Genomic DNA, 25,043 nt, shown 5'->3' with positions numbered 1-25,043 from the left:
GGACGTGGGCGCCCCTCGACGCCTGTCCGCGCCTCCGGATCAGCCCGACGTGACCTGCTCGGCGGGCCGGTGGACCGTGCGCGACAGGAACTTGTGCAGGGCGTCGAAGAAGACGTCGGGACGTTCGAGCATCGGGTAGTGACCGCATCCCTCCAGCGGCACCAGCGTCGCGTCGTGGAGCCGCTCGTTGAGCCACCGCGCGCCCTTGAGGGAGAAGATCTTGTCGTCGGCGCCGATGAGTTGCAGCACCGGCTGCCGCACGCGCGGGACGTGCGCCACCAGATCGGTCTCCATCAGCGCCACGCACACCGCGGCACCCGCCCACGAGGGCATGCGCATGGAGAGCGTGGTGAGCCATTCGAGCAGGTGCGGGTCGGGCGGGGAGGCGAACGCGTTGGCGATGCCCTCCCGTCGCGAGGTCATGCGGCCGTTGAGCTCGCCCTCGAGCAGGGTGGGCAGCAGGCTCGACGCGGGCAGCCCGAAGGGGAACTCCTCGCTGCGCGTGGTGCGCACCGCGTTGGAGCACACGAGGACCAGTTGACGCACCCGCTCGGGGGCGGTCGCGGCGAGCTGGAAGCCGACCTGGCCGCTGAAGGACCAGCCGACGATCGTGGCCGACGCGATCCCGAGCGCGTCCAGCACGGCCGCCACGTCCTGCGCGAGCCGCGGGACGTCGTACCCGCTCAGCGGTCGGTCCGAGAGTCCGTGACCGCGCGGGTCCACGCAGATCGCGCGGTAGCCGGCCGCGGTCAGCCGCTGGACGGTGCCGTCCCACGTCTCGTGCGCCATGCCGAACCCGGGCAGCAGCACGACGGGCTCGCCCTCGCCCAGGTCCTGGACGTGGAGCCGGACTCCGGGCTCCACCTCGATGTGGCCGATGTACATCAGTACCGCTCCTGCCTCGTGGTGTGTCGTGCCCCCGTCTCGACGCGGGGGGCGCGCGGGTCGCCGTTCGCCCACCACGTCGCGGGTGCGGTGCGGCGGGCGTCGCCGGTCACCGCTACCGGCCTATCTCGTCGGGCCCCAGGCCCGCCTTCTTGGGGTGCGGGAGCGGATGGTGCAGCGCCGGGGCGTCCCATCCGGCGGTCTCGCGGACCTCCTCGACGGCCTTGCGGTAGGCGGCGACCAGGGTGTCCTCGCGGTCGTAGCTGAAGGTGTCGACGAAGGCGATCTGGGAGTCGACGTCCGGCGGCGTCTCCTGGAGCCAGGCGACCGTCTCGCGGATCTGGTCCTCGGCCGACAGCACCTCCTGGTAACCCAGCAGGGTCTTGGCCTTCGTGTTGTCGAAGATGGTCTGCGGCGAGTAGTCGCGCAGCGGGATCAGGCTCGCCTGGACGGGGCCGGACAGCTCCGCGGGCAGCGAGGCAATCTCGATGTGGCCGCCGGCCGCCTGGGCCACGACGTCCACCCACTGACGCCACGAGTACTGGGTGTCGTCGGCGGCGTTGAACGCCTCGCCGTCGGCGGCCTCCGGCCGGTCGATGCAGCGCAGCAGCACCTCGGCCGCGTTGCGCGCCCCGCAGCGGCCCAGGATGCCCAGCCCGCCGTCGGGCAGGATCATGAACGGCCTGCGGTCCTGCATCCGCTTGAGGACCATCCACTCGTGCGGGTTCTGGTTGCGCGGACCGTGAATGGCGGGGTAGCGGATCACGGTGCCCCGGAAGTCGCCGTCGCGGGCGCGGCCGAGCACCTCGCGCTCGGCGGCGAGCACCTTGCCGGCGAAGGACGAGGCCTCGCCCCCCGTGTCCGCCAGCGGGCCGTCCTCGCGGGTGGGCAGCACCGCGCCGGGGGGACGCTGCTCGGTCCAGCCCAGGACGTTCTTGTAGGAGGGGACGCCGCCGACGGCCACGAACTGCTTGCAACGCTTGGCGAACCACTCGGCCAGGGTCTTGACCCGCCCGTACATGCACGCCACGACGTCGAACTGCTCGCCGGAGAGCGCTTCCTCGATCGTCTCGCGGAAGTGCGGGTCGCCGTGGATGTGGCGGACCTCGGGAAGCTCCGGGGGCTCGTGGACCCCGCGGTGGAAGAGCGTGACGTCGTGACCTCGGTCCAGCAGGCCCTGTACGACGTGCGGACCGGTGGGCCCGGTTCCTCCGACGACGAGCACCTTCATGGTGTCTGCCTCTCGTGAAGCACCCCGAGGGGTGGCCTTGGTCTGTCGCTTCCGGGGACGTGCCGGGACGTGTGCCGACAGGTCCGCGGGGCGGGCGCCGGACGCGGGGTGTGGCCGGACGGGCGGGCCGTGACGGCCCCGGGCGTTTCGAGGGCGTCGACCGCGGTGGCTCCCGCACTCCTCGCCGGTTCGTGCGACGGTGCGTCGGATACGAGATAATAGACACGCAATCTCATTAAGGCAATGGTGCGCGGAGCCTGTCGCGCCCGTGACATGCGACGGGCTCCGCTTGTTGGTGTCGAGGCACCGGCAGTGGGTGGAGCCCGGGGTGAGGATGAGGCCCTCCGGCCGTGGGGCGGGGGGCGAGAGGCTGACGGGTGGGGTGCTCGCCCCGAATCCCATGCCTGGAAGGTCGACGTTCAGGTTTCGTCGGGCCTCGGCAAGGTGCGCCGAAGGCGACCTTGCGGCGTGCGGTCCGGTCGGCGGTCACGCCCGGGCCCGTAGCTCGACGCCCCTGTCCGCCGGTGCGGAACTGGGCGGGTGGCCCTCGTGGGTGACGGGGGCGGTCCGGCGTTCGGGTTCATTCGGTGAGGGTGCGGGATCGATCGGCGCGAGGTGTCGGGCGCGATGGCCGGAAGGGGGGTGGAGTGGTCGCGGGCCGGGCGTCACGGCCGATCGTGGCGGGCGCGCGTCTTGACAGTCGGCTGTGCCGCGACGGTATCTTTTGAGACTCAGGGAGTCATAAATGGTGGGAGAGTGATCCGGAATTCCATGAGCGACATCCTCGTCGACACCGAAGGAAAGACTTCGGTGTTGACCCTCAACCGGCCCGAACACCACAACTCGGTCGGCGGCGCGCTCTTCGGCGAGCTGATCGAAGCCGCGGAGGCCGCGGACGCCGACCCGGACGTCCGGGCGATCGTCGTGACGGGCGCGGGTTCCTCGTTCTGCGTCGGCCTCGACGCGAAGACACTCATGGACAACGGCCCGTCCGGGCTGGACGTCGGCGAACTGGGCACCGACGGTGCCGCGGGCAGGACCGGGAACCCGATCCTGTCCTACGAGGCGCGCCGGGTGGACCACCTGGGCGTGGGGCGCTGGGTCGCCCGCTTCACCCAGTTGGGCACCCCGACGGTCGCGGCGATCAACGGTGCCGCCGCGGGAGGCGGGTTCGCGCTGGCCATGCTGCACGACATCAGGGTCATGTCGCGCACCGCCAAGCTGGTGACCGCGTTCCCCTCCCTCGGCCTCACCGCCGAGATGGGGCTGAGCTGGGTTCTGCCTCGCATCGTCGGCCAGTCGAAGGCCTTCCGGGTCCTGACCAGGGGCACCCCCATCGGTGCCGAGGAGGCGCTCGACCTCGGGCTGGTGGACGCCGTGGTCGAGCCCGACGAACTCCTCGACGCCGCGCTCGAGTTCGCGCGTCCGTTCGCGGACGTCTACGACCGGTCGGTGCGCACCACCAAGCGGCTGCTCCAGCAGGGGGCGGAGAGCACGCTCATGGAGCAGTTGGAGCGCGAGTGGTTGGCGCAGCGGCTGCTGATGACCGACCCGCGGATGGCGGAGGCCGTGGAAGGTCTCCGCCGCCGACTCGGCAAGTAGGCGACGGGCGCGGTCCGCGGGCCGGGCCGCCGCGAAAGGGTCCACCGAGCGGATCAGTGGACCCTTTCGCACGTCGGGGATGCGGACGCGGAGCCCGGGGGTGCGATGCCGACACCGGCATACGAGGGCCGGCCCCAAGGGCCCGGGGCACCCAAGGGGCGGCGCGGATCGGGCGAGCTCGCGGGGTGTCCCGCATCGGCGCCCCGCGGGTCCGCCCGACGACGACGAGGGTCCGCCGACATGTGTCGGCGGACCCTCGGGAGCGGCCCCCGTCCGCCACGACGTCCGTCCTCGAGGCGTAGGGCGCCTCGTCTCGGCCGCCGGGCGCGCCCGGCGGCCGAGAATCACCGCCCGCCCTCGTCCAGGAGCGCGACCAGGGCGTGGGTGTCCTGGTAGAAGACGTCCAGCTCCACGAGCTTGCCGTCGCGCACCCGGTAGAGCTCCAGCACCCGGGTGCTGAGCTCCTTGCCGGTGGTGCGGGAGGCGAGTCGGATGCCCACGTCGGCCAGGGCGCGGTCCGGCCCGGCGTCGGTGACCCGGACGCTCTCGATGGAGAGCGCGAAGAGTTCGTTGACCTGGCGCAGCAGGCCGCGCAGGCCGCGCGGGCCGTGGTGCTGTCCGCGGTAGGGGAGGCTGGCGGGCTCGTTGGCGACGAAGTCCTCGGCGACGAGCTCGAAGGCCTGGCGGGCGGTGGCCGGATCGCCGATCCGGGTCATGAACTCGCTGAGGGTGTCCCGGGCGCTGGTGGTCACTTCTGTGTTTCCTCTCGGAGCAGGCGGCGGAGAACTTTTCCGGTGGGGGAGGTGGGGAGCACTTCCACGAAGCGGTAGTGGCGGGGGATCTTGTAGGCGGCGAGCAGTTCGCGGCAGTGGGCGTCGAGGGCCTCCTGGTCGGCGTCGCCGACGACGACCGCGGTGACCTTCTGGCCCCAGTAGTCGTCGGGCGTTCCGACGACGGCGACCTCGCGCACCCCGGGTGCCTGGAGCAGGACGTTCTCGACCTCGGCGGGGTAGACGTTCATGCCGCCGGTGAGGATGAGGTCGGAGCGGCGGTCCGCGAGGTAGAGGTAGCCGTCCTCGTCGAGGTGGCCCATGTCGCCGGAGGTGACCCATCCGTCCCTGACGGAGTTCTCCGGCGCGGGCACCGAGCCGTTGAAGCCGCTGGTCATGATGATGCCCTGGAGGTAGACGGTGCCCACCTCGCCCGCGGGGAGCTGCCGGCCCTCCTCGTCCAGGATGCGAATCGAGGAGGCGAAGTGCGGCAGTCCGGCCGAACCCTCGCGGCCGTCGCTCTCGTCGCCGCGCAGCAGCGCGAGCATGCCCAGCTCGGAGGCGCCGTACAGCTCGGTGAAGTCGACGTGCGGGAACCGCTCGGTGGCCGCCTTCTTGAGTGTGGGCGCCAGAGCGGCCCCGGTGACGAAGGCGGTGCGCAGGTCGGGTGCCTCGCCGGGGTGCTGGAGCGCCGCGGCCAGCATGGTGGGGACCATGAACATCTGGGTGACGCCCTGGCGCGCGCAGTCCCGCCAGATGTTCTCCGGGTCGAACTTCTCGTGCAGGACCACCTTGGCCCCGGCCTGCACGGAGGCGAGCGCGAAGTTGAAGGCGGCGTGCGCGAGGGGCGCGTTGACGAGGAAGGTGTCGTCCGAGCGGTAGCGCAGGTCCAGCGCCATGTGGAGGGCCTGGAGGCTGATGTTGCGCTGGCTGTTGGGGAACATGCGCGGCAGGCCGGTGGTGCCGGAGGTGAAGCGGACCCAGTAGGGCGAGGTCTCCTCGACGTCGGCCTCGTGCACGACGTCCGGTCGGCCCCGGTCGATGACGTCCAGGACGGTGGGACCGGCCGCGGAGATCGTCAGGTCGGCCCCGGCCTCGGATATCTGGAAGGCGATCTCCTTGGGCGAGTTCATCGGGTTGAGGGGGAGCACGACCATGCCCGCCCGCGCGATGCCGAACATCATGGCGAAGGTCTCCGGCAGGTTCGTGGCGCTGAGCGCCACGACCGCGCCCGGTCGGAGACCGCTGCGCAGGAGTCCGTCGGCCGCCCGGTCGGCGAGGCGGTCGAACTCGAGCCAGGTGAGCGTGCGATCCCCGCAGATCACGGCCGTCTCGTGCGGCCGGCGGCGTGCGCTCAGCCGCAGGATGCGCTCGACCAGGAGCCGACGCCAGGGCGGGGGCCGGTCGCCGTACTCGGGCACGTAGTCCCACGAGGACGGCTTCCAGTCACCGTCGAGCTGTGCATCGTGGCCCATTCCCACTCCCCACTTCCGTGTGCCTCGGTCGCCGGCCGCTCGCGCGGCAGTCGCGCCGCCGCCCCGACCGCCGCGGCGCCCGTCGGGGCGGCCGGAGCGGCGTGGGCGGCGTCGTTCCCCGACGCCCCACAGTTTTGATTTTGTGCGTCTCATTATAAAGACCGCGGGTGGCGGGTCAACGGATGTGACGTCCAGCCTTTAGACATTGCCCGTCTCGAAACAGTAGTATGTGTCGGAGAGGTGGGGGCGTGGCGGTGGACGGGAAGTCCCGGTCCACCGCGGCGCATCCGGCCGACGCCGACCGGCGGGGCCGGGCGACGCGCGCGGAACCGGCCCTTTCGGGGGGACCGCGAGTGCCGCATCGAACCGCGAACCGGGAGGGGAAACATGTCCGTTGCAGCGTCCGAGGAGTACCCCCTGGTGCCCGTCGAGGTGTCGGACGAGGAGTGGTGCGCGTGGGCCAACACGCTGCCCTTCGCGATCGGCTTCGACGTGCGTTGCCTGCGACTCGTCGACGGGGCGGGGGAGTTCGTCGCCGGGAGCAGCCCCATCCCGGTCAATCCCAACGGCGCCGTGCACGGCGGGGTGGTGGCCGCGGCCGTCGACCACGCGCTCGGCGTCACGTGCGTGCGGGCGGTGAAGGCGGGCGACGGCATCGCGACCGCCTCGCTCACCATCGACTACTACCAGCCCTGCGAACTGCCCATGAGGCTGTCCGTCTCGGTCCGGCGCTCCGGGCGCAGCGTGGTCTTCGCGCAGGTGCGGGTGACCGACACCGACGGCGAACTGCGGGCGGAAGCCAGTGGCGTGATGTCGGTGCGCCGCAGCCGGGAGGCCCGCCGCGCGCTGGAATACTCACGGGGGCCGAACCGGTGACCGGCGGGACGGCGCGATGTGCGAGTGTGGCGAGCGGACCGGGGTGGACGCGCTGGAGCGGGCCGGCCGGCCGCGAGGCGCGCGCACCGCGCACGTGCCGCCGACGACGATGTGACCGGGTGCACGGCGGGAGTCATTGGCGAGACTCGCCGTATCATGGCCGCACCACCCCTTCCAGAAACGGAGAGTCTCCAAAGTGACAGGGTCACGACATCAGGACGCCAACGGCGAGGGAAAGCGGCCGCTCGGGCGGCCGCGTCGGGTGATCGACCCGGATGCGCTGGCGACCACTGTCGCCAAGCTCTATGCGGAGGAGGGGCACGACGGAGTCAGTGTCACCGCGGCGGCGGACCGACTGAACGTCTCACGCGCCACGCTGTACCGCACCTACCCCACCAAGGAACACATCATCGCGGTGCTCTTCGAGCGGAGCACCAAGGAGCTCACCGAGGCGGCCGAGAAGATCGTCGCCGGTGAGGACACGCCGCGGGAGAAGCTCGAAGCCCTGATCACGCTCCAGGTCGACGCCGCCGTGCGCATGCGGGGCTACCTGCCGGTCTTCTTCGGCGGCGGTGGGCTGCCCCAGGACTCCTACGAGCGCTGGCGCTCCTTCAGCCGGCACTACGAGAGCCTGTGGGTCAAGGTCCTCAAGGACGCCATTAAGGACGGCCTGCTGGTCGAGGCCGACCCGGTGGTCACCGCCCGACTGCTGCTCGGCCAGTGCCTGTGGGTCTCCCGTTGGTACCGCCCCGGCAGCAAGTACACGCGCAAGGTGATCACGGAAGCCGCGCTCGCCCTGCTGCCGCAGGCCCCGCCCCGGGGGCCCGAGGGGGTCGGACCTCAGGAGTCCTGAGGCCGACCCGTCTCGAGCGCCTTCAGGCCGGCCCGCGCCATCCGCAGCATCAACTCGTGCGACCCGGCCGGCCGCCGGGTCTCCGGCGGACGCAGGGCCTCCGCCAGCAGCATGGTCTGGACGGCCCTGGAGGCGATCAGCAGTTCCTCGCGCGAGCGGCCGGGGTAGCTGCGGTCGAGGCAGTCCACCCACCGGTCCGAGAAGCGGCGCAGCCGGCGCACGTGCTCGCCCCGGTAGGGGTCGGCCAGCGAACGCTGCTCCCGGACCCAGATCGCCGCCAGCATCTCGTGACTCGTCGCCAGCTCGATGAAGCCGCGCAGCAGGGACTCCAGCTCCTCCTGCGGATCGTCCCCGGGCCTGCCGGAGCGGACCAGGAGCTCGTCCAGCACCCGGCTGAAGAGCGCGGCCAGGATCTCGTCCTTGCCGGAGAAGTAGCGGTAGATCGCCGAACCGCTGGTCCCGGCAGCCCTGCCGATGTCGTCGACCCCGACGCCGTCGAAGCTGCGTTCGAAGAACAGGCGTTCGGCTGCCAGCAGGATCTCTTGATGACGGGGCATGGCGGAGATTCTACGAGACCCCCGGGACGGGCCGCCCGCCGCGCTCACAGGCCGAGCGACTTGGCGATGATGGACTTCATGACCTCCGAGGTACCACCGAAGATACGGGTGACGCGCGCGTCCGCGTACAGGCCGGCGATCGGGTACTCGTTGATGTAGCCGTAGCCGCCGTGCACCTGGAGACACTTGTCCACGACACGCTGCTGCATCTCCGAGACGAACAGCTTCGCCCGCGCCGCGTCCGCCGGGGTGAGCATGCCGCGGTCGAGCGCCTCGATGGACTGGTCCACCAGCGCCTGACCCGCCGCGATCTCGGTGGCGCACTCGGCCAGGACGAACTTGGTGTTCTGGAAATCCTGCAGGCGCTTGCCGAAGACGCTCCGCTCCTGGGCGTACGCGGTGGCCAGTTCCAGCGCCCGCACGGCCGAAGCCATTCCCGCGACGGCGATTGTCAGCCGTTCCTGGGCCAGGTTGTGCGCCAGATAGCCGAAGGCCTTCCCCTCCTCGCCCAGCAGGTCCTCGACCGGGACCCGGATGTCGGTGAAGGACAGCTCCATGGTGTCCTGCGCGCGCAGACCGATCTTGTCCAGCTTGCGCCCCACCTCGAAACCGGCACTGCGGGTGTCCACGACCAGGATCGAGAGCCCCGCGCGCCGGTCGTCCTCGGTGGCCGGGGAGGTCCGACACACCACCAGCACCCGGTCCGCGTTGGCGCCCCCGGTGATGAAGGTCTTCGCCCCGTTCAGGACGTAGTGGTCGCCCTCCCGCCGCGCCGTGGTCCGGACCCCGGCCACGTCCGAACCCGTCCCGGGCTCGGTGATCGCCAGGGCCAGCACCAGCTCGCCGCGGGCCACGGCCGACAACCACCGCTCGCGCTGCTCCGGCGTGCAGTAGCGCAGCAGGTACGGCAGGCACACCTCCGAGTGCACCCGCAGGGAGCCCAGGTTGGCGTCGCCGAGGATCGTCTCCTCGATGAACACCGCGTTGAACTTGTAGCTCGTCGCGCCCGCCCCGCCGTACTCCTCCGGCACCTGGAGCCCCACCAGGCCCTGACGGGCCGCCTTGGTGTACAGCTCCCGGTCCACCAGGCCGAGCTCGGCCCACTCCTGGTAGTACGGCTGGATCTCACGCTCCACGAAGGTGCGCACCGAGGCGCGGAAGGCGTCGTGGTCCTCGTCGAAGAGTGTGCGTCTCACGGATGTGCTCCTCGTGTTCTCGCCGGTCGCCCGGCATCGCATAGGGGTTCCAGGGACGGGCGGCGACGCGCGCACCCGTCAGGACAGGGGCGCGACGCGCTCCCACAGACCGGCGCCGCCGGCCCGTACCGCGGCACCGGTCAGCCGGACGTCCCAGTCGTGCATCGAGCCGAAGTCGGCACGCCAGGCCAGGACCGGCTTGGTCAACAGGTGCAGCGGATGCTCCGCGGTCGTCCCGATCGCCCCCAGCACCTGATGGGCCGAACGCACCACCAGGGACGAGGCGTGCCCGACCCCCGAACGGGCGACGGCGATCAGGAACCGGGTGTGCTCGTCGTCCCAACCGTGCACCGACACCGCCTGCGCGGCCGCGTCCGTCGCGGCCCGCGCCAAGGAGACCTCGGCGGCGATCCCGACGACCAACTGCTGGACGGACTGGAAACGGCCGACGGGCCGCCCGAACTGCACCCGCTCGTTCGCGTACGCGACCACGAGATCGAGCGCGGCCTCCATCGCCCCGGTCATCTGCGCGCAGCGCGCCAGGCTCCCGCGCAGCGTGTACCGCTCCGCCACCTCCGGAGCCACCTCGACGCCCGCCCGCAGCGCTCGCGGCGCGCACGCGACGTCCGCGCGCGGCAGCCCCGAGAGGTCGTCCCGCGCACGCACCGTCAGGTCCTCGCCCGTCAGGTCCGCGACCCGCCACACCCGGTCGGCCGGGTCGTGCCACAGGGCGACGACACCGTCCGTCCGCCCCGCCCACGGGACGGAGCGGGCCAGTCCGTCGGCGTCCGGGAGGGCCGCGGTACGGATGCCCGCGGGGGCGGACGAGCCCGCCTCGGCCAGCAGCCAGGCGGCGAGCAGGTCGTGCTCGGCCAGCGGCACCGCGGCACCGGCCCCGGCGGCGAGCCCGAGCAGCGCCGTCGAGTCCAGCAGGGTCCCGCCGCTGCCACCGTGCTCCTCGCTCGTCGACAGCAGGGTGAACCCGAGCTTGTCCAACCGCTCCCACAGCGCGCGGTCCAGATCGCTGCGCGCGGCGGGCACGGTCACGGACCGGTGCTTGTCCATGAGTTCGGTGAAGATCTCGACCAGGTCGGGATCGGCGCCGAGCTCCGTCGTCAGCCTGCCTTCGGGTCCAGTCATCAGCGCAGCCCCAGTCCGCGGGCGACGACGCCCGTGAGAATCTCGTTCGTGCCGCCCCGCAGCGTGTACCCGGGACGTTGCAGGAGCGCCGCGTCCAGCAGCACGCGCACCTCCTCCGCCAACACTCCGTTGGCGGCGAGCGTGGCCACGTACTCGGCGATGTCGCCCTCGGTGGTCGTGCCCAGCAGCTTCACCACCGCCGCGGCGGTGTCCGCGTCCTGCCGCGCCTCCAGCGCGTTCGAGACCGCCAGCGACATCTGCCGCAGCGCGGCCACCCGACCGACCAGCCGTCCGAGCTGCGGGTCCTGCGGCAGGATGCCGTCCGCCACGCAGCCGGTCGCGGCCGCCAGCAGCGCCCAGGTGGACAGGATCCGCTCCGGTCCGCTGCGCTCGTAGCCGAGCTCGGAGGTCACCTGGAGCCAGCCGTCGCCGGCCTGCCCCAGCACCAGGTGGTCGGGGACGAAGACCTCGTCGAGGTGCACCTCGTTGAAGTGGTGCTCGCCGCTCATCGAGACGATCGGCGCGACGGTGACGCCGTCCGAGCCGAGGTCGACGAGGAACTGGCTGAGCCCCGCGTGCCGGGCCCGCTCGTCGAGCGGGGCACTGCGGGCGAGCACGATGAACCAGTCGGCCTGGTGCGCACCCGAGGTCCACACCTTGGTGCCGGTCAGGCGCCAGCCGCCCTCGCACCGGGTCGCCCGCGTCTGGACACTGGCCAGGTCCGAACCGGACTCCGGCTCGGACATGCCGATGCCGAAGAGCACCTCGCCCCGACTGATCCGGGGCAGGAACGTCTGCTTGACCTGCTCGCTCCCGAACCGCAGGAGCGAGGGCCCGACCTGGCGTTCGGCGATCCAGTGCGCGGCCACGGGCGCGCCCGAGGCCAGCAGTTCCTCCGTCACGACGAAGCGTTCCAGGAACGTCCTGCCCTGCCCGCCGTACTCCTTCGGGACGACCATCCCGAGCCAACCCCGCCGGCCCAGCTCGCGGGTGAACTCGCTGTCCCAGCTCGTGAGCCAGGTGTCCACGCGGGGAACGAACGTTCCGGCGGCAGCCTGCTCGGCCGTGAACGCGCGCACCTCGGCGCGCAGGGACCGCAGCAGCGGGCCCTCGCCCACGACCGGGGGAACGAGTTGATTTCGCATGTCGACCTCCCGTCACATGTGTTGTGGAGAGCGGTGCGCGACGCCGTTGGACCGACGGCGCGCACCGCGTTTCTCGAGCGTCTCGGCGTCCGGCGCCGGGCGCGGGAAGGTCAGAGCCTTCCGGCCTCGGGCAGCACCCGCTCGGTGAGTGTGTCGATGATCCGCCTGCGGTCCGCGGGGTTCGAGGCGGCGATCTGGAAAAGGACGTGCTCGACGCCGGCCCGCGCGTACTGCGCCAGTCGCTCCAGCACCCGCTCGGGCGAGCCGAGCAGCAGGTAGCGGTCGGCCAGGCCCGAGAAGTCCTGGGCGTAGGTGGCGCTCACCGCGGCGATGCCGGTGGCGCGCGCCCAGGCGTCGTCCTCGTCGACGGCAGTCCAGGCCAGCAGTGCCCCGCCCGGCGGGCGGGTGGTGCGGCCCTGCGCCTCCGCGTGCGCGCGCACCTTCGCCAACCCCTCGCGGACCCGGGGCGGATCGAGCAGGTACGGCATCCAGATGTCGGCCCACCGTCCGGCGCGGCGCAGTGCTCCCTCGCCCCGGCCGCCCATCCAGACGGGGGGTCCGCCGTGCTGTGCGGGCGTCGGCCGCAGGGCCACGCCGTCCAGCGCGGTGAACTCGCCGTCGAAGGTGACGGGCTCGCCGGGGGCGAGCTGCCGCAGGAGCGCGAGCGTCTCGTCCAGCCGACGAAAACGCTCGTTCACATCCACCCCGACCGCGGCGAACTCGGCCGGGTATTCCCCGCCTGCGCCCACCCCGAGGTCGAGCCGTCCGCCGCTGACCACGTCGAGCGCCGTGGTCAGCTTCGCGAAGAGCGCGCCGGGGTAGACGGGGGCGAGGGCGATCGAGGTGACCAGCCGGACCCGGTTCGTTGCCCCCGCCGCGGCGGCCAGGGCGACGAACGCGTTGGGTGTGGGGCCGTGGAAGAAGACGTGCTCGCCGCAGCCGACGAAGTCGAAGCCCGCCTCCTCGGCGTGCCTGGCCTCGTCGGCTGTGTCGGCCAGTCCGCTGATGCTCAGTCCGATGCGCATGGCCCGGGGCCCTCGCTTCCGTGGATCACTCGAGTGTGGCCATGGCTTCCCGGCACACCCACCGCAGGTCCTCCTTGGCGAGGGCGGACTCGACCTGGGCGACCTCGGCGGCGCGCTCGCTGGCGCGCTCCTCGTCCTGCCCGGTCACCGCGCGCACCACGGCGTCGCGGGCCAGCCGGTTGACGGCCCGGGGGTCGTCCTCGTCGTCGGCGGCGGGGCGGCTCTCGCCCCAGGAGTCGAGCAGTGTCTCCAGGGCCGCGGTGTCGCGGGCCACGGGGTCGCCGTCCAGGATCCGCTGCCGCAGCTCGACCAGGGCGTGCGCGGCGGCGACGACCTGCACCTTCGCGTACGGGTCGGTGACGGCGGGGGCGATGTTCTCCAGGAGGGACCTGTGCACCGCGTCGAGGAGTTCCTCGGACCTCATCCAGATCATCGGGTGCCTCCCTCGGCTCCGGAAGCCAGTGCGTCGGTGATTCGGACCATCGCCGGCTCCACGGCGGTGGAGGCGTTGGCGACGGAGAGCAGACGCAGGTCCGAGGTGGTTCCCCGGGCCAGCGCGGCGGCCGAGGCCATGCCCACGTACACCACCTTGACCAGCTCGACGAGCTGCCAGAACAGGATGCGTCGGGGGTCGATCTCGTAGCCGGTCAGCTCGGTGTACCGCTCGGCCGACGGGCCGTTGATGCGGCACCAACCGGCGAGGGCCTTGTTGCGGGTGAAGGCGACGTCGGCGAGCGGGTCGCCGATGAACGAGCGTTCCCAGTCCAGGACGCCGGTGATCTCGCCGTCCCGCCAGAGCAGGTTCGACAGTCGGTAGTCACCGTGCACGAGGGCCCGGGGGTACTCGGTCGGCGCGTGCTCCTCCAGGACGTCGAGCACCCGGCGCAGCAGGGGCCGGGGGGACAGCTCGACCTCGGCGAACCGTTTCCGCCAGTGCCGGACCTCGTCCCCGGCCCCGGTGCCCACCCCGCCCGGCCCGCAGGGCAGGCCCTCGACGGGCAGGGTGTGGACCCGGGCCAGCATCTCCGTGAAACGGTCCAGGACCGCCTCGCGGGTTCCCGCCTCCTCGAACCGCGCCGAGGAGTGCACGAAGGCCTCCCCGCCGACGAACTCCGCGACGACGAAAGGACGGTCGAGGACGTCCGGATCGGATTCGTGCAGGTGCACCCGCGGAACGGGGACGTTCGAGTCGGCCAGGGACCGGTAGACGTCGGCCTCGAAGCCGATGTCGTAGGGAGCCAGCGGACCGCCCGTCGGCTCCCGGCGCAGGATGAGCCGGCCCGGCCCGTCCGCCGTCCTCGTGGTGACGGTGTACGTCTCGAAGGAGAGACCGCCGGAGAGGCGGTCCACCGAGACGACCTCGTGCACCCCGAGTTCGGGCAGACGGGACAGGACGATCTCCCGCACGCGTTCGGTGAAGCGGGACTCGCTCATGGGATCAGGCCTGCCAGCGCGGGCGGGGCGGGATGACGCTGTACTCGCACACGCCGACCCCGCGCTCGCCGGTCTCCTCGACCTCGAAGGCGACGAAGGGCTCGTAGCAGTCGAAGCGGTTCTCGAGGTCGTTCTCGCCGCGGTCCCACAGCTTGATGGTGCCGTAGTGCTCGGTGGTACGGACGTTGAGGACCTCGCCGTCGGCGAGCTCGATGCGGTACCCGAAGGAGGACTGGGTCCGCAGGTCGCCCACGACGGGGACCATCTCGGCGGACTTGACCTCGCGGGAGCCGTCCTTGTCGGAGACGAAGCCGGCCACGACCGCTTCCTGGTCACCGGTGGTCTTGGTGGCGGTGATGCCCATGAGGCTGATGTGGCGCTCGGGCAGCGAGATCGAGGGCCAGAAGTGGGCCTGGCGGTCGGGGCGCTGCGAGTCGGCCCACGGGGACTCCTCGGAGAACCGGGTCGACCAGCTGCGGTCGCGGAAGCCGAAGGAGTCGATCTGGCGCACGTCGCCGCGGTTGGGGCCGTGGCGGAGCTCGACGGTGCCGGTGACGGCCAGCGCCTGCTCCCAGTGACCACCGTGGACGACGGCGGTCTTGCCGACGTTCTTCATCGGGTCGCGCTCGAAGTTGTCGTAGTTGAACGCCTGGAAGCGACCGGTGAAGGTCAGGTCGAAGGCGAACCGGGTGCCGTCGAGGCGGATGCGGATCTCCTCGAAGGGCCGCACGACCTCGTAGGAGATGCGCTCGTCACCGAAGGAGGTGATGCCGCCCTGGCCGGCGTCGAAGGGGATCTTGTTGCCGTACCACTGGTGCTCGCCGTCGATGACGTAGAAGGCGGTCAGACGGGCGTAGCCCTTGTTGGTGAGGTGGAAGTGGTTGATGCCGTGGACGTTCGCCTCGGGGTCGACCACGCTGACCCAGAACGTGTCACCCCAGAGCCCGTCGAATCCGGGAGGGCAGAGGTGGGTGCCTTCGTCCGCGGGGGTCAGGCCTTCAGGAATCAACGCCGACATGATCTGTCCCATCTTTGTGAGTCACTGAATCTCAATAGTATGTGCTGGTTGCCCCGGGGTCAACGGTCCGTGTGGACTCGGGTGCCGCTCGGTGACGAGCGCCGGGGGAGCACGGGGCGGCCCGTCGGGCGGGCCGGCCGGGGTTGCGGGCGGGGTGCGCCGCGAAGGGGCGCACCCGTGGGGGCGGGAGGCCCCGGGGGCGGGTCCGGTCGCGTCCGGGCGTGTGGCGCCGGACGTCGACGGTCGGTGGCCGACGGTCGCCGAGGTTGGTGGTCGGTGGCCGGTCGGTCGGCCGGTCGGTCGGGCGCGCGCGGGGCGCGTCAGCGGAAGTCGGACCAGTGGCCGTGCGGGGTCCAGCCGAGCGCGAAGGGCAGGTCGATGGTGCAGACCGGGCCCTTGGTGATGTCGTCGGTGTCGAAGATGAGGTACTGGCCGCGCTTGTCGGCCCACCAGGAGACGGGGACGATGATGTAGCCGTCGCCCTCCGGGGAGTCCGGGCGCCTCGGCGCGAACGTGGCCTCCAGCACCGCGGCCGGCTCGCCCGAGCGGATCTGGTAGACCTGCTCGCTCATGGTGTGCATGTCCGTCACCACGAGGCTGTTCATCGACATGCCCTTGCGCTTGACGACACCGCCGACCTGGAAGCCGAAGCGGTAGCCCTTGCCGTAGAACCGCTCGTCCACCTTGGGCAGTTCGCTCGGACGGTCCGAGAGCTGCTCGCTGGAGGTCGCGCCGGTGGCGAGGTCGACGGTCCAGCGTCCCAGGAAGCTCTTGGCGACCGAGAAGAAGAGTGCGACCTCCTCGCCCACCTTGAGGTCCTGCTCGAAGGGGAAGGGCGGCCGGTTGAAGACGGGGGCGTCCAGCGTGAGCTTGCCGTTCTCCACGTTGGCCGACATCGTGTGCATGACGTACTGCGGGGGCAGATCGGTCTTGATCCACCGGACCTTGCCCTGGATGTCGTCGCGCGGGATGAGCGCGAGCGTGATCGGCAGCGTCTCGTCCCAGCCCCAGATGCCCACCTGCCGCTCGCGGACCTGCTGCTGCGAGATGGTGAAGGGCTGGAACGGCATCACGATCCATTCCGGGGTGAGCCAGATGTCGTGCGCCACGGTGTTGTACGGGGCGTCGTCCAGGTCGCGGGACTCCACCCGGCCGTCCGGGTTGATGACGTGGATCGTCACGTAGGGGGCGACGTCCCGGTAGTTCCAGCCGTACAGGGTGCCCGTCTCGTGGTCCCACTTGGGGTGGGCGGCCAGGTCGGCGTCACCGAACGCGGTGGGCAGGTGCACACCCGCGCTGAGCTTGGAGGACCAGGGCACGATGCCCTTGGTGTCCAGCGTGATCGGGTCCAGGGCGATCGGCGGGCCGCCCTGCTCGCTCAGCGCGACGACCTCGCCCGCGAAGGGGAAGATGTTGATGTTGTTGGTGCCCTGCGGGACCCCGCAGGTGAGCGCGTCCCGGGTCACGTCCCCGTAGGCGAAGTCGCGCCAGTCGCCGAAACCGCTGTCGAGCCACTCGAAGACGCCGTGCTGACGGCCCTCCTCGAGCACGTACTTGGGGGTGCGGATCCAACGGTTGCGGAAGTCGGCCCGACCGTTGTCCAGGACCAGGCCCTGGACCATGCCGTCCATGCTCAACAGCGGGTTGGTGCCCTGCTTGGTCGGGCGCTTCCAGGTGGGACCGGTGCGGTAGAACCCCCCGGAAAGCTCCTTGGGGATCTCACCCTGGCTGACGATGCATTCCTCGACCGTGGCTTCGAAGCGCATGGGCGCGAAGGGCCCTTTGAACGCGACCTCGTCCGGAAGCGGGTACCCCATGGTGTACCTCCAGGCTGTGACGGCGGCGCCGCTGGTCGGGCACCGGCGTCCATGTGGACTGTGGTGCGGCGAGGCTAACACCGCGTTTCGCAAGACGTAAACGATCGTTCCGAAAATTCCTCAGAACTGTAGGCCGGAACCGCCTTGGCTGGTAGCTTCGAGAGATCGAACCGACCCACCCTCGCGTGAATGGTCGTTCTCATCCCCAGATTCGTGTCGCGATCGGTCATGCCGCGGCAATCAGGAGGCGTCTTGACTACCCATGCGTTCACCGGCGAGCAGCAGGACTTCGTGGAAGCCGTGAGGGACTTCTGCCGACGCGAGTGCGGCACCCGTGAACAGCGCGACGCGCTCACCGACGGCGGCGAGGAGCAGCACAACGCGGAGCTGTACGCCAAACTCGCCGCGGTCGGCTACGTCGGCGTCTCGGTGCCCGAGGAGTACGGAGGCAGCGGCGGCGGCCTGATCGACCAGGTGCTGGCCTTCGAGGAGTTGTGGCGGGGCCTGGCACCCGTGCACGGAATGGGCCCCTCGCACACCGTCGCCGGCGTCTACAAGCGTTTCGGCACCGAGGCCCAGAAGGCGGCCGCGCTCGGCGCGATCTGCGAGGGCAAGGTCTACGCCATCAGCATCTCCGAGCCCGAGGCCGGCTCGGACGCGGCGGCCATCACCTGCCAGGCCGAGCGGGTGGAGGGCGGCTACCGCATCACCGGGCAGAAGACCTGGTGCTCCGACGCCCAGCACGCCACCGCCCTGCTGCTGGTCGCCCGCACCTCCCGCGAGGAGCGGCGGCACGACGGACTGACCATGTTCGAGGTCCCGGCCGACGCGCCGGGAGTGGTCGTCCGCCCCATCCCGACCCTGGGCGGCAGCGAGGTCAACGACGTCTTCTTCGACGACGTGTTCGTGCCCGACGAGGCGGTCGTCGGCACCGTGGGCAAGGCATGGCGACAGCTGATGGCCTGCCTGAACGGTGAGCGCATCGTCTGCGCCGCCCAGCAGTTGGGCCTGGCCCGACGCACGCTGGACGACCTCGTCGCCTACGTCAAGGAGCGCCGTCAGTTCGGGGCCCCGGTGGGCAGCTTCCAGGCGGTCGGCCACCGCATCGCCGACCTGGCGATCGAGGTGGAGGCCACTCGGACCCTGGCGCACGACGTGACGCGGCGGGTCGCCGAGGGCATCGGCACGGAGGAGGAGCGGGTGCGCGCCACCTCCATGGCCAAGGTCAAGTCGACCGAGACCGCCAAGCGGGTGGCGCTCGAAGGCGTGCAGCTCATGGGCGGCTACGGCTACAGCATGGAGTTCGAGATGCAGCGCCACCTGCGGCTGAGCATCGCCCCGACCATCTACGCCGGGACGAACGAGATCCAGCGGGACATCATCGCGGGCACGCTCGGACTGCGTAACCGCTGACCGCGCGGGGCACGTCCCGCCGCCCGCACCGGTCCACGGGGGCCGGGTGCGCCGGGCGTGCCCCGTCGACGGCGCCGGCCGACCAGGAGCCCCCTGCCGTGCCGCGTGCGCCGTCCGCCCACCACCGGACAGGCAAGAGAGGAAGGTCGACGTGATGGCAGAGGGATTCGACGAGGAAGGCGACGCCCGGCCCACCGGTCCGCTCACCGGGGTCACCGTGGTCGAGCTCGCCGGGATCGGGCCGATCCCGCACGCGGGCATGCTGCTCGCGGACATGGGCGCGGACGTCATCTGCGTGGAGCGGGCGGGGCCGCCGATCAGCTGGGTGACCCCCACCAAGGACGTCCTGCGCCGCAACCGGCGTTCCATCGTGGTCGACCTGCGCACCCCCGAGGGCGTCGGCGTGGTCGAGAAGCTGGTCGCCCGGGCCGACGTCCTCCTGGAGGGCCACCGGCCCGGGGTCGCCGAACGCCTGGGCATCGGCCCCGAGCGGTGCCACGAGCTGAACCCGGCGCTGGTCTACGGCCGGATGACCGGCTGGGGCCAGACCGGTCCACTGGCCGCGCGCGCCGGTCACGACATCGGGTACGTCGCCGTGACGGGGGCGCTCACCCCGGGCCCCGAGGGGACCCGCCCCTTCCCGCCGGCCAACCTGCTCGGCGACTTCGGCGGGGGAGCCACCTACCTCGTCATGGGTGTCCTGGCCGCCCTGTGGGAGGCGGGACGCTCGGGCCGGGGACAGGTGGTCGACGCGTCGATCGTCGACGGAGCCGCCTCGCTCACCTCCATCCTGCACGGGCTGATGGCCTCCGACCTGTGGACCGACGTGCGGGGTGCCAACCGGCTGGACGGCGCGGCCCCCTGGTACGACACGTACGCCACCAGCGACGGGAAGTTCGTCGCCGTGGGTGCGCTGGAGCCGAAGTTCTACGCGGAACTGCTCCAGGTGCTCGGTCTGGAGGGCAAGGTGCCCGACCGCGCCGACGTCTCCGCCTGGCCCGAGATCCGCGCGGCCCTCACCGGGGTGTTCGCCGGACAGACCCAGAGCCACTGGACCGAGCTGTTCATGGACAGCGACGCGTGCGTGGCCCCGGTGCTCTCGCTCACGGAGGCCCGCGAGCACCCGCACCTGCGGGAGCGCGAGGTGTTCATCGAGGTGGGCGGCGTCTCGCAGCCGGCTCCCGCACCGCGCTTCTCCCGGACCCCGTCCGGCACGCCCCGCGCACCCCGGGAGAGGGGCGCCCACACGCGGGAGATCCTGGAGACGTTCGGGATCGCCGAGGTGGACGAACTGCTGCGGGACGGGATCGTCTTCGAGACGTTGACCGAGACGAACTCCCCCGAAGGCTGAGACGTGGAGGGCCGGGGGCGCGGAGACGCGCTCCCGGCCCTCGCGCTTCCGGCGCGGGAGGTGCCGGACGGGGCGGCGAGGAACCGCGCAGGTCGGCGGGGAAGACGAGGACCGCAGGAAGAGCAACAGGAGCAGCAGGGGTCCCGGGTTCTCCGGAGCCGCAGGACCGACGGGCGGCCGTGACGGCGGGTACGCAAGGGTGCCGGGCGCACGGCCCGCCCGAGGTGAGTCGCACACGGCACGCGCCGTTCGGGCGCGTGCCGAGCACGTCGGAAGGGACATGCCCCATGCGAGCCGTAGTCGCCCGGAACCACGATCCGCGCACCTTCGCCGTCGAGGAGGTGGAGGAGCGCGAGCCGGGCCCCAAGGAGGTGGCGGTCTCGGTCACGCTGGCCGGCGTCAGCTTCGGGGACGTCCTCATCGCCACCGGCCGCTACCAGATCGTCCCGGAGCCGCCGTTCGTGCCTGGCTCGGAAGGGATCGGCGTCGTCACCGCGGTCGGTCCTGGGGTCACCTCGGTGCGCCCGGGCGACAAGGTGATGTTCTACGGGTTCGGACCCGGCCCGCTCCGCAGGCGTTCCACCTTCGGCACCTTCGCCGAACGGGCGATCGTGCCCTGCACCCACCTCGTGCGTCAGCCGGCGGGCATGTCCGACGCGGCCGCGGCCCTGTTCCGCACCAGCTTCGAGACCGCCTTCCACGCCCTGACCCTGGGACGTGTCACGCCCGGTGAGACGCTGCTGGTGCTCGGGGCGGGCGGCGCGATCGGGAGCGCGGCCGTGCGGCTGGGCAGAGCGCTCGGCGCGAAGGTCGTCGCCTCGGCCTCGACCGCGGCCAAGCGGGAGGCGGCGCTCGCCGCGGGAGCCGACCACGTCGTCGACAGCGGGTCCCCGCGTTGGCGCGAGGAGGTCGAAGCGGTCGCGGGCGGCGGGGTGGACGTCGTGCTGGACCCCGTCGGGGGAGAGATCACCGAATCGGCGGTGCGCAGCCTGCGGTTCGGCGGACGCTGCCTGATCGTGGGGTTCGCGGCGGGGAGCGTGCCCCGGGTCCCGGCCAACCTGCTGATCATGAAGGCGGCGTCGCTGGTCGGCGTCAACCTCCTGTGCTTCAACGAGGAGCACCCCGACCGGGCCCGTGCCATGGTCGAGGAGCTTCTCGCCCTCGTCGAACGGGGCGCGGTGAATGTGCCCACCGGGTACGAGGAGTTCGGGCTCGGAGACGTGGCCGAGGCGCTGACCCGGGCCGGCGCGCGGGGCGGGAACACCCGCGTCGTGCTCAACCCCGCGCTGCCGTGATCGTGAGCGGGCCCGCGACGGTGAGCGGGCCCGCACCTGTGGTCGGGCCCGTGACCGTGGCCGGGCCCGTGGAGGGGCCCGGCCGTCGGGGTGGTCAGGCGGGGAGCGTCGGCATGACGTTGCTCATCCCGCCGTCGACCGGAAGCATGGCGCCGGTGATGTAGGAGCTGGCCTCCGAGGCGAGCAGCACCAGCGCGCCCGCCGCGTCCTCGGCGGTCCCGGCGCGCTTGACCGGCAGTCCGGCGGCGAGCGCGTCGACGGCGGCCGGGGAGTACTCGCCGACGAACGAGTCCGTCGCGACGACCCCCATGAGCAGCGCGTTCACCGTGATCCCGCGGCGGCCGAGCTCGGCGGCGCTCGACTTGGTGAAGGAGTTGAGCGCGGCCTTGGAGGCGGCGTACGCGCTCTGCCCCATGGCACCGAGCAGGGAGGAGGGGGAGGTGATGTTGATGATGCGCCCGTACCCGTTCTCGCTCATCAGGCGGACGGCGTGCCGGGTGCACCGGAAGACGCCGGTGAGGTTGGTGTCGATCGTGCGCTCCCAGGCGTCCTCGGGCATCTTCACGATCGAACCGGACGGGTAGATGCCCGCGTTGTTGACGAGGATGTCCAGGCGGCCGCCCCACTCCTTGACCTGCGCCATGACGCGCTGCACGTCCTCCTCGGACGTCACGTCCCCGGGAACCGCGAGGGCGCGTCCGCCCTTGTCCTCGATGGCCTTCACGGTCTCGGCGAGCTGCTCGGCACGGCGGCCCATGACCGCGACCGCGGCACCGCTCTCGGCGAGGATGCGGGCGAAGTCGCGCCCGATGCCGCTGCCGGCGCCGGTGACGAGGGCGACGCGTGAACTGAGGTTGATCTCCACTGATACTCCTGCACTCGGGCGGCCATGGCTGTCCTGCGGCCATGGTGTCTTATGAGACGAGGTGTGTCTATAGTGGGTCGGGACGATCGCCCGCAGCGTATGAGGTCGCGCACCGAGGCGGGTGCTGAACATACCTACCGACAGCGCGGCAGCCCAGGAGGAAATCGTGAGCGACGAGCCGGCAGTCCTGACCACGAAGCGAGGGCGCACGGCGGTTCTCGAACTCAACCGCCCGCGTCGGCGCAACGCCCTGGACCTCCAGGACCGCCGCGACCTCATCGCCGCGCTGGACGCCGCCGCAGAGGACCTCGAGGTCGTCTCGATCGTGCTCACCGGCGCCGGTCCGATGTTCTCCGCGGGCGGCGACATCAAGAGCATGCCGACCGACCCGGAGATCGCCCGGGTGCGCCTGCGGGTGCTGACCGAACTGGTCAACCGGATGGTCAAGGGGCCCAAGCCGATCATCAGCGCGGTCGAGGGCGGGGCGTTCGGCCTGGGCCTCTCGCTGGTCGCGGCCACCGACTTCGTCGTGGCGAGCCGCGAGGCGCGGTTCGCCGCCTCGTTCGGCAGGCTCGGCCTCGTCCCCGACACCGGTCTCTTCTGGACGCTGCCGCGCCGCATCGGTGCGGCGCGCGCCAAGGAACTGATGCTGCTGACCAACGACTTCACCGCCCAGGAAGCCGACGCGATGGGCCTGGTCACCGAACTCGTCGACGCGGGAAGCGCGTTGGACCGTGCGCTGGAGCTGGCCGAACGTCTGGCGCAGGGGTCGCCGGCGATGTACGCCGAGACCAAGGCGCTCTGCGCCCAGCCTGAGCAGGACCTGGCGTCCGTGCTGGAGAGCGAGGCGGAGGCGCAGGTGCGGATGCTGGCCACGGACTTCTTCAGCGAGGCGCAGGAGAAGTTCTTCAAGCGCTGAGGTCGGTGGGTACGAAACGCAGGACCCGCGGACCCGTCGTGGTGCCGGAGCGGTCGCCGGAGGGCGGCGCGCGAGAGGCGGCACGGGTTCGCACACCCCCGGACGCGCACGGTGCGGGATGTTCCGGGGAACCAGAAGGACGGCCGGTTGTCGCACGCGTGGATCCGCTCGGACGGGCGGCGCGCGTCGAACGTGGGAGAGGGAACGTGAGCTTGAGGATCGTTGTCACAGTGAAGTACGTGCCCGACGCCACGGGCGACCGTCGGTTCGCCGACGACCTGACCGTCGCGCGTGAGGACGTGGACGGTCTGCTCTCCGAGCTGGACGAGTACGCGGTCGAGCAGGCGTTGCAGGTCTCGGAGAATTCCGATGACGACGTCGAGGTGACCGTTCTGACGGTGGGTCCGGAGGACGCGAAGGACACGCTGCGCAAGGCGCTGTCGATGGGTGCGGACAAGGCGATCCACGTCGAGGACGACGACCTGCACGGCACGGACGCGATCGGTACGTCGCTGGTGCTGGCGAAGGCGGTGGAGAAGGCGGGTTACGACCTGGTCGTCTCCGGTATGGCCTCGACGGACGGTGTGATGGGCGTGGTGCCGGCGCTGCTGGCGGAACGTCTGGGTGTGCCGCAGGTGACGCTGCTGTCGGAGATCGCGGTGTCGGGTGGCACCGTGACCGGTCGCCGCGACGGCGACGCCGCTTCGGAGCAGTTGGAGGCGTCGCTGCCGGCGGTGGTGTCGGTGACCGACCAGTCCGGTGAGGCGCGGTACCCCTCGTTCAAGGGGATCATGGCGGCGAAGAAGAAGCCGGTTGAGTCCTGGGACTTGTCCGACCTGGGCCTGGAGGCCGAGGAGGTCGGTCTGGAGGGCGCGTACACGGTGGTGGACTCCGCGACCGAGCGTCCGGCGCGTACCGCGGGCACCGTCGTCAAGGACGAGGGCGAGGGCGGCAAGCAGCTCGCCGAGTTCCTCGCGGGCCAGAAGTTCGTGTGAGGGCTCGGTGGTTCGTGGGTCCGCGCGTCCGCTCGTCAAGGAGCGCGTGAGGTCGTGCGGGCGGTGCCGTCGAGTTCGTTCCCCCTCGTCTCTTTCGTTGTTGTCAGGAGTGATGAAGTCCCATGGCTGAAGTTCTCGTCTTCGTCGACCACGCGGACGGTGCGGTCCGTAAGCCCACGTTGGAGCTGTTGACGCTGGCGCGTCGTCTCGGTGACCCGGTGGCGGTCGCGGTGGGTGCCGGTGCGGCGGCCACCGCGGGTGTGCTGGCCGAGCACGGTGCGGTGAAGGTCCTCACGCACGAGGCGGCCGAGTACGCCGACTACCTGGTGGTGCCGAAGGTCGACGCGCTGCAGGCCGCGGTGGCGGCGGTGTCGCCGGTGGCGGTCCTGGTGTCCTCGTCGGCGGAGGGCAAGGAGGTCGCGGCGCGGCTGGCGCTGCGGATCGGTTCGGGTGTCATCACCGACGCGGTCGACGTGGAGGCCGGTGAGCAGGGTCCGGTGGCCACGCAGTCGGTGTTCGCGGCCGGGTTCACCACCAAGTCCCGCGTGTCCAAGGGCGTCGCGGTGATCACCGTCAAGCCCAACAGTGCCGCGGTGGAGGCGGCCGCGGCCGCTGGCACCGTGGAGGAGCTGGCGGTGACGTTCTCGGAGCAGGCCACCGGTACCAAGGTGACCGCGCGTACGCCGCGTGAGTCGACGGGTCGTCCGGAGCTGACCGAGGCGGCCGTGGTGGTCTCGGGCGGTCGTGGTGTGGGCGGGGCGGAGAGCTTCGCGGTGATCGAGGCGCTGGCGGACTCGCTGGGTGCTGCGGTGGGCGCCTCGCGTGCCGCGGTCGACGCCGGTTGGTACCCGCACACCGCTCAGGTCGGTCAGACCGGTAAGAGCGTCTCGCCGCAGCTGTACATCGCCTCGGGCGTTTCGGGCGCGATCCAGCACCGGGCGGGCATGCAGACCTCCAAGACGATCGTGGCGATCAACAAGGACGCCGAGGCCCCGATCTTCGACCTGGTCGACTACGGCGTCGTCGGCGACCTCTTCGACGTGGTCCCGCAGCTCACCGAGGAGATCAACACCCGCAAGGGCTGACCTCGGGAGTGCGTGTGCGGGCGTCTCCGGTCACCGGCCGGCGGCGCCCACACGCATGACACGGCCCGTGCCCGCGCCGGGCGCGTTCCCGAGGAG

The 25,043-nt window shown here is 71.5% G+C and carries 23 protein-coding genes; 9 read left to right on the top strand and 14 right to left on the bottom strand.

The window, feature by feature from the left end:
• Window positions 1-39: 39 nt before the first annotated feature.
• Window positions 40-885 (bottom strand): alpha/beta fold hydrolase, encoded by an 846-nt coding sequence (locus tag ACFPZI_RS18170; protein ID WP_381364220.1) that lies wholly within the window; start codon window positions 883-885, stop codon window positions 40-42.
• Between the two features lie 115 nt (window positions 886-1,000).
• Entirely contained in the window at window positions 1,001-2,116 is a 1,116-nt protein-coding gene (locus ACFPZI_RS18165; protein ID WP_381364218.1) for an NAD-dependent epimerase/dehydratase family protein, read from the bottom strand.
• A gap of 756 nt (window positions 2,117-2,872) precedes the next feature.
• Between ACFPZI_RS18165 and ACFPZI_RS18160 the strand changes: the two genes are divergently transcribed.
• Complete coding sequence (locus ACFPZI_RS18160) at window positions 2,873-3,718, top strand: enoyl-CoA hydratase/isomerase family protein (protein ID WP_381364216.1); 846 nt, start codon at window positions 2,873-2,875, stop codon at window positions 3,716-3,718.
• Between the two features lie 344 nt (window positions 3,719-4,062).
• Here ACFPZI_RS18160 and ACFPZI_RS18155 read toward each other — a convergent pair whose 3' ends face one another.
• Window positions 4,063-4,470, bottom strand: a complete 408-nt coding sequence (locus ACFPZI_RS18155; protein ID WP_355897585.1) for a nuclear transport factor 2 family protein — start codon at window positions 4,468-4,470, stop codon at window positions 4,063-4,065.
• Window positions 4,467-5,963, bottom strand: a complete 1,497-nt coding sequence (locus ACFPZI_RS18150) for a class I adenylate-forming enzyme family protein (protein ID WP_381364214.1) — start codon at window positions 5,961-5,963, stop codon at window positions 4,467-4,469. The genes ACFPZI_RS18155 and ACFPZI_RS18150 overlap by 4 nt, the downstream gene beginning before the upstream one ends.
• 387 nt (window positions 5,964-6,350) lie before the next feature.
• Between ACFPZI_RS18150 and ACFPZI_RS18145 the strand changes: the two genes are divergently transcribed.
• Window positions 6,351-6,839: a PaaI family thioesterase gene (locus ACFPZI_RS18145; protein ID WP_381364212.1), complete on the top strand. Its 489-nt coding sequence runs from the start codon at window positions 6,351-6,353 to the stop codon at window positions 6,837-6,839.
• A 196-nt stretch (window positions 6,840-7,035) separates the two neighbouring features.
• On the top strand, window positions 7,036-7,692 hold the full coding sequence (locus ACFPZI_RS18140; protein ID WP_355897576.1) for a TetR/AcrR family transcriptional regulator: 657 nt from the start codon (window positions 7,036-7,038) through the stop codon (window positions 7,690-7,692).
• On the opposite strand, the gene ACFPZI_RS18135 is transcribed toward ACFPZI_RS18140, so the two are convergent.
• From ACFPZI_RS18135 to ACFPZI_RS18095, 9 genes are all read right to left on the bottom strand, one after another.
• Window positions 7,680-8,249 (bottom strand): TetR/AcrR family transcriptional regulator, encoded by a 570-nt coding sequence (locus ACFPZI_RS18135; RefSeq protein WP_355897573.1) that lies wholly within the window; start codon window positions 8,247-8,249, stop codon window positions 7,680-7,682. The genes ACFPZI_RS18140 and ACFPZI_RS18135 overlap by 13 nt on opposite strands.
• A gap of 44 nt (window positions 8,250-8,293) precedes the next feature.
• Window positions 8,294-9,445 carry an acyl-CoA dehydrogenase family protein gene (locus ACFPZI_RS18130; RefSeq protein ID WP_381364210.1) on the bottom strand — a complete coding sequence of 384 codons (1,152 nt, stop codon included), beginning with the start codon at window positions 9,443-9,445 and terminating at the stop codon, window positions 8,294-8,296.
• 78 nt (window positions 9,446-9,523) lie between these two features.
• Window positions 9,524-10,585, bottom strand: a complete 1,062-nt coding sequence (locus ACFPZI_RS18125) for an acyl-CoA dehydrogenase family protein (RefSeq protein WP_355897567.1) — start codon at window positions 10,583-10,585, stop codon at window positions 9,524-9,526.
• Window positions 10,585-11,730 (bottom strand): acyl-CoA dehydrogenase family protein, encoded by a 1,146-nt coding sequence (locus ACFPZI_RS18120; protein ID WP_355897564.1) that lies wholly within the window; start codon window positions 11,728-11,730, stop codon window positions 10,585-10,587. Before ACFPZI_RS18120 ends, ACFPZI_RS18125 begins: the two co-directional genes overlap by 1 nt.
• Before the next feature lie 110 nt (window positions 11,731-11,840).
• Window positions 11,841-12,755 carry an LLM class flavin-dependent oxidoreductase gene (locus ACFPZI_RS18115; RefSeq protein ID WP_355897561.1) on the bottom strand — a complete coding sequence of 305 codons (915 nt, stop codon included), beginning with the start codon at window positions 12,753-12,755 and terminating at the stop codon, window positions 11,841-11,843.
• Between the two features lie 25 nt (window positions 12,756-12,780).
• A complete protein-coding gene (locus ACFPZI_RS18110; protein WP_381364208.1) occupies window positions 12,781-13,188 on the bottom strand; it encodes a hypothetical protein in 408 nt (135 codons plus the stop codon).
• The gene (locus ACFPZI_RS18105; protein WP_355897555.1) at window positions 13,185-14,189 is read right to left on the bottom strand and encodes a phosphotransferase family protein; all 1,005 of its coding nucleotides are present in this window, start codon (window positions 14,187-14,189) and stop codon (window positions 13,185-13,187) included. The genes ACFPZI_RS18110 and ACFPZI_RS18105 overlap by 4 nt, the downstream gene beginning before the upstream one ends.
• A 4-nt stretch (window positions 14,190-14,193) precedes the next feature.
• Entirely contained in the window at window positions 14,194-15,207 is a 1,014-nt protein-coding gene (locus ACFPZI_RS18100; protein ID WP_381364206.1) for a hypothetical protein, read from the bottom strand.
• A gap of 320 nt (window positions 15,208-15,527) precedes the next feature.
• Window positions 15,528-17,024, bottom strand: a complete 1,497-nt coding sequence (locus tag ACFPZI_RS18095; protein ID WP_355897549.1) for a carotenoid oxygenase family protein — start codon at window positions 17,022-17,024, stop codon at window positions 15,528-15,530.
• Between the two features lie 252 nt (window positions 17,025-17,276).
• On the opposite strand from ACFPZI_RS18095, the gene ACFPZI_RS18090 reads away from it, so the two are divergent.
• The 3 genes from ACFPZI_RS18090 (at window position 17,277) to ACFPZI_RS18080 (ending at window position 21,083) form a co-directional block, all read left to right on the top strand.
• Window positions 17,277-18,437 carry an acyl-CoA dehydrogenase family protein gene (locus ACFPZI_RS18090; RefSeq protein WP_381364205.1) on the top strand — a complete coding sequence of 387 codons (1,161 nt, stop codon included), beginning with the start codon at window positions 17,277-17,279 and terminating at the stop codon, window positions 18,435-18,437.
• Between the two features lie 154 nt (window positions 18,438-18,591).
• Entirely contained in the window at window positions 18,592-19,788 is a 1,197-nt protein-coding gene (locus ACFPZI_RS18085) for a CaiB/BaiF CoA transferase family protein (protein ID WP_381364203.1), read from the top strand.
• A gap of 287 nt (window positions 19,789-20,075) precedes the next feature.
• Window positions 20,076-21,083, top strand: coding sequence for an NADPH:quinone oxidoreductase family protein (locus ACFPZI_RS18080; protein ID WP_355897540.1), 1,008 nt, complete (start codon window positions 20,076-20,078; stop codon window positions 21,081-21,083).
• A gap of 94 nt (window positions 21,084-21,177) precedes the next feature.
• Here ACFPZI_RS18080 and ACFPZI_RS18075 read toward each other — a convergent pair whose 3' ends face one another.
• Window positions 21,178-21,948: an SDR family NAD(P)-dependent oxidoreductase gene (locus tag ACFPZI_RS18075; protein ID WP_355897537.1), complete on the bottom strand. Its 771-nt coding sequence runs from the start codon at window positions 21,946-21,948 to the stop codon at window positions 21,178-21,180.
• Window positions 21,949-22,114: 166 nt separating this feature from the next.
• Here ACFPZI_RS18075 and ACFPZI_RS18070 point away from each other — a divergent pair, with 166 nt between their 5' ends.
• The 3 genes from ACFPZI_RS18070 to ACFPZI_RS18060 all read left to right on the top strand — a co-directional run bounded on the left by ACFPZI_RS18070 (window position 22,115) and on the right by ACFPZI_RS18060 (window position 24,947).
• Window positions 22,115-22,867 (top strand): enoyl-CoA hydratase/isomerase family protein, encoded by a 753-nt coding sequence (locus ACFPZI_RS18070; RefSeq protein ID WP_381364201.1) that lies wholly within the window; start codon window positions 22,115-22,117, stop codon window positions 22,865-22,867.
• A gap of 206 nt (window positions 22,868-23,073) precedes the next feature.
• Window positions 23,074-23,862, top strand: coding sequence for an electron transfer flavoprotein subunit beta/FixA family protein (locus tag ACFPZI_RS18065; protein ID WP_381364199.1), 789 nt, complete (start codon window positions 23,074-23,076; stop codon window positions 23,860-23,862).
• Between the two features lie 122 nt (window positions 23,863-23,984).
• Window positions 23,985-24,947 carry an electron transfer flavoprotein subunit alpha/FixB family protein gene (locus ACFPZI_RS18060; protein ID WP_381364197.1) on the top strand — a complete coding sequence of 321 codons (963 nt, stop codon included), beginning with the start codon at window positions 23,985-23,987 and terminating at the stop codon, window positions 24,945-24,947.
• Window positions 24,948-25,043: the final 96 nt, after the last annotated feature.

The sequence above is a fragment of the Streptomyces chlorus genome, from assembly GCF_042655885.1.
GTDB lineage: Bacteria > Actinomycetota > Actinomycetes > Streptomycetales > Streptomycetaceae > Streptomyces > Streptomyces chlorus.
This window is presented reverse-complemented; position numbering and strand designations above follow the sequence as displayed.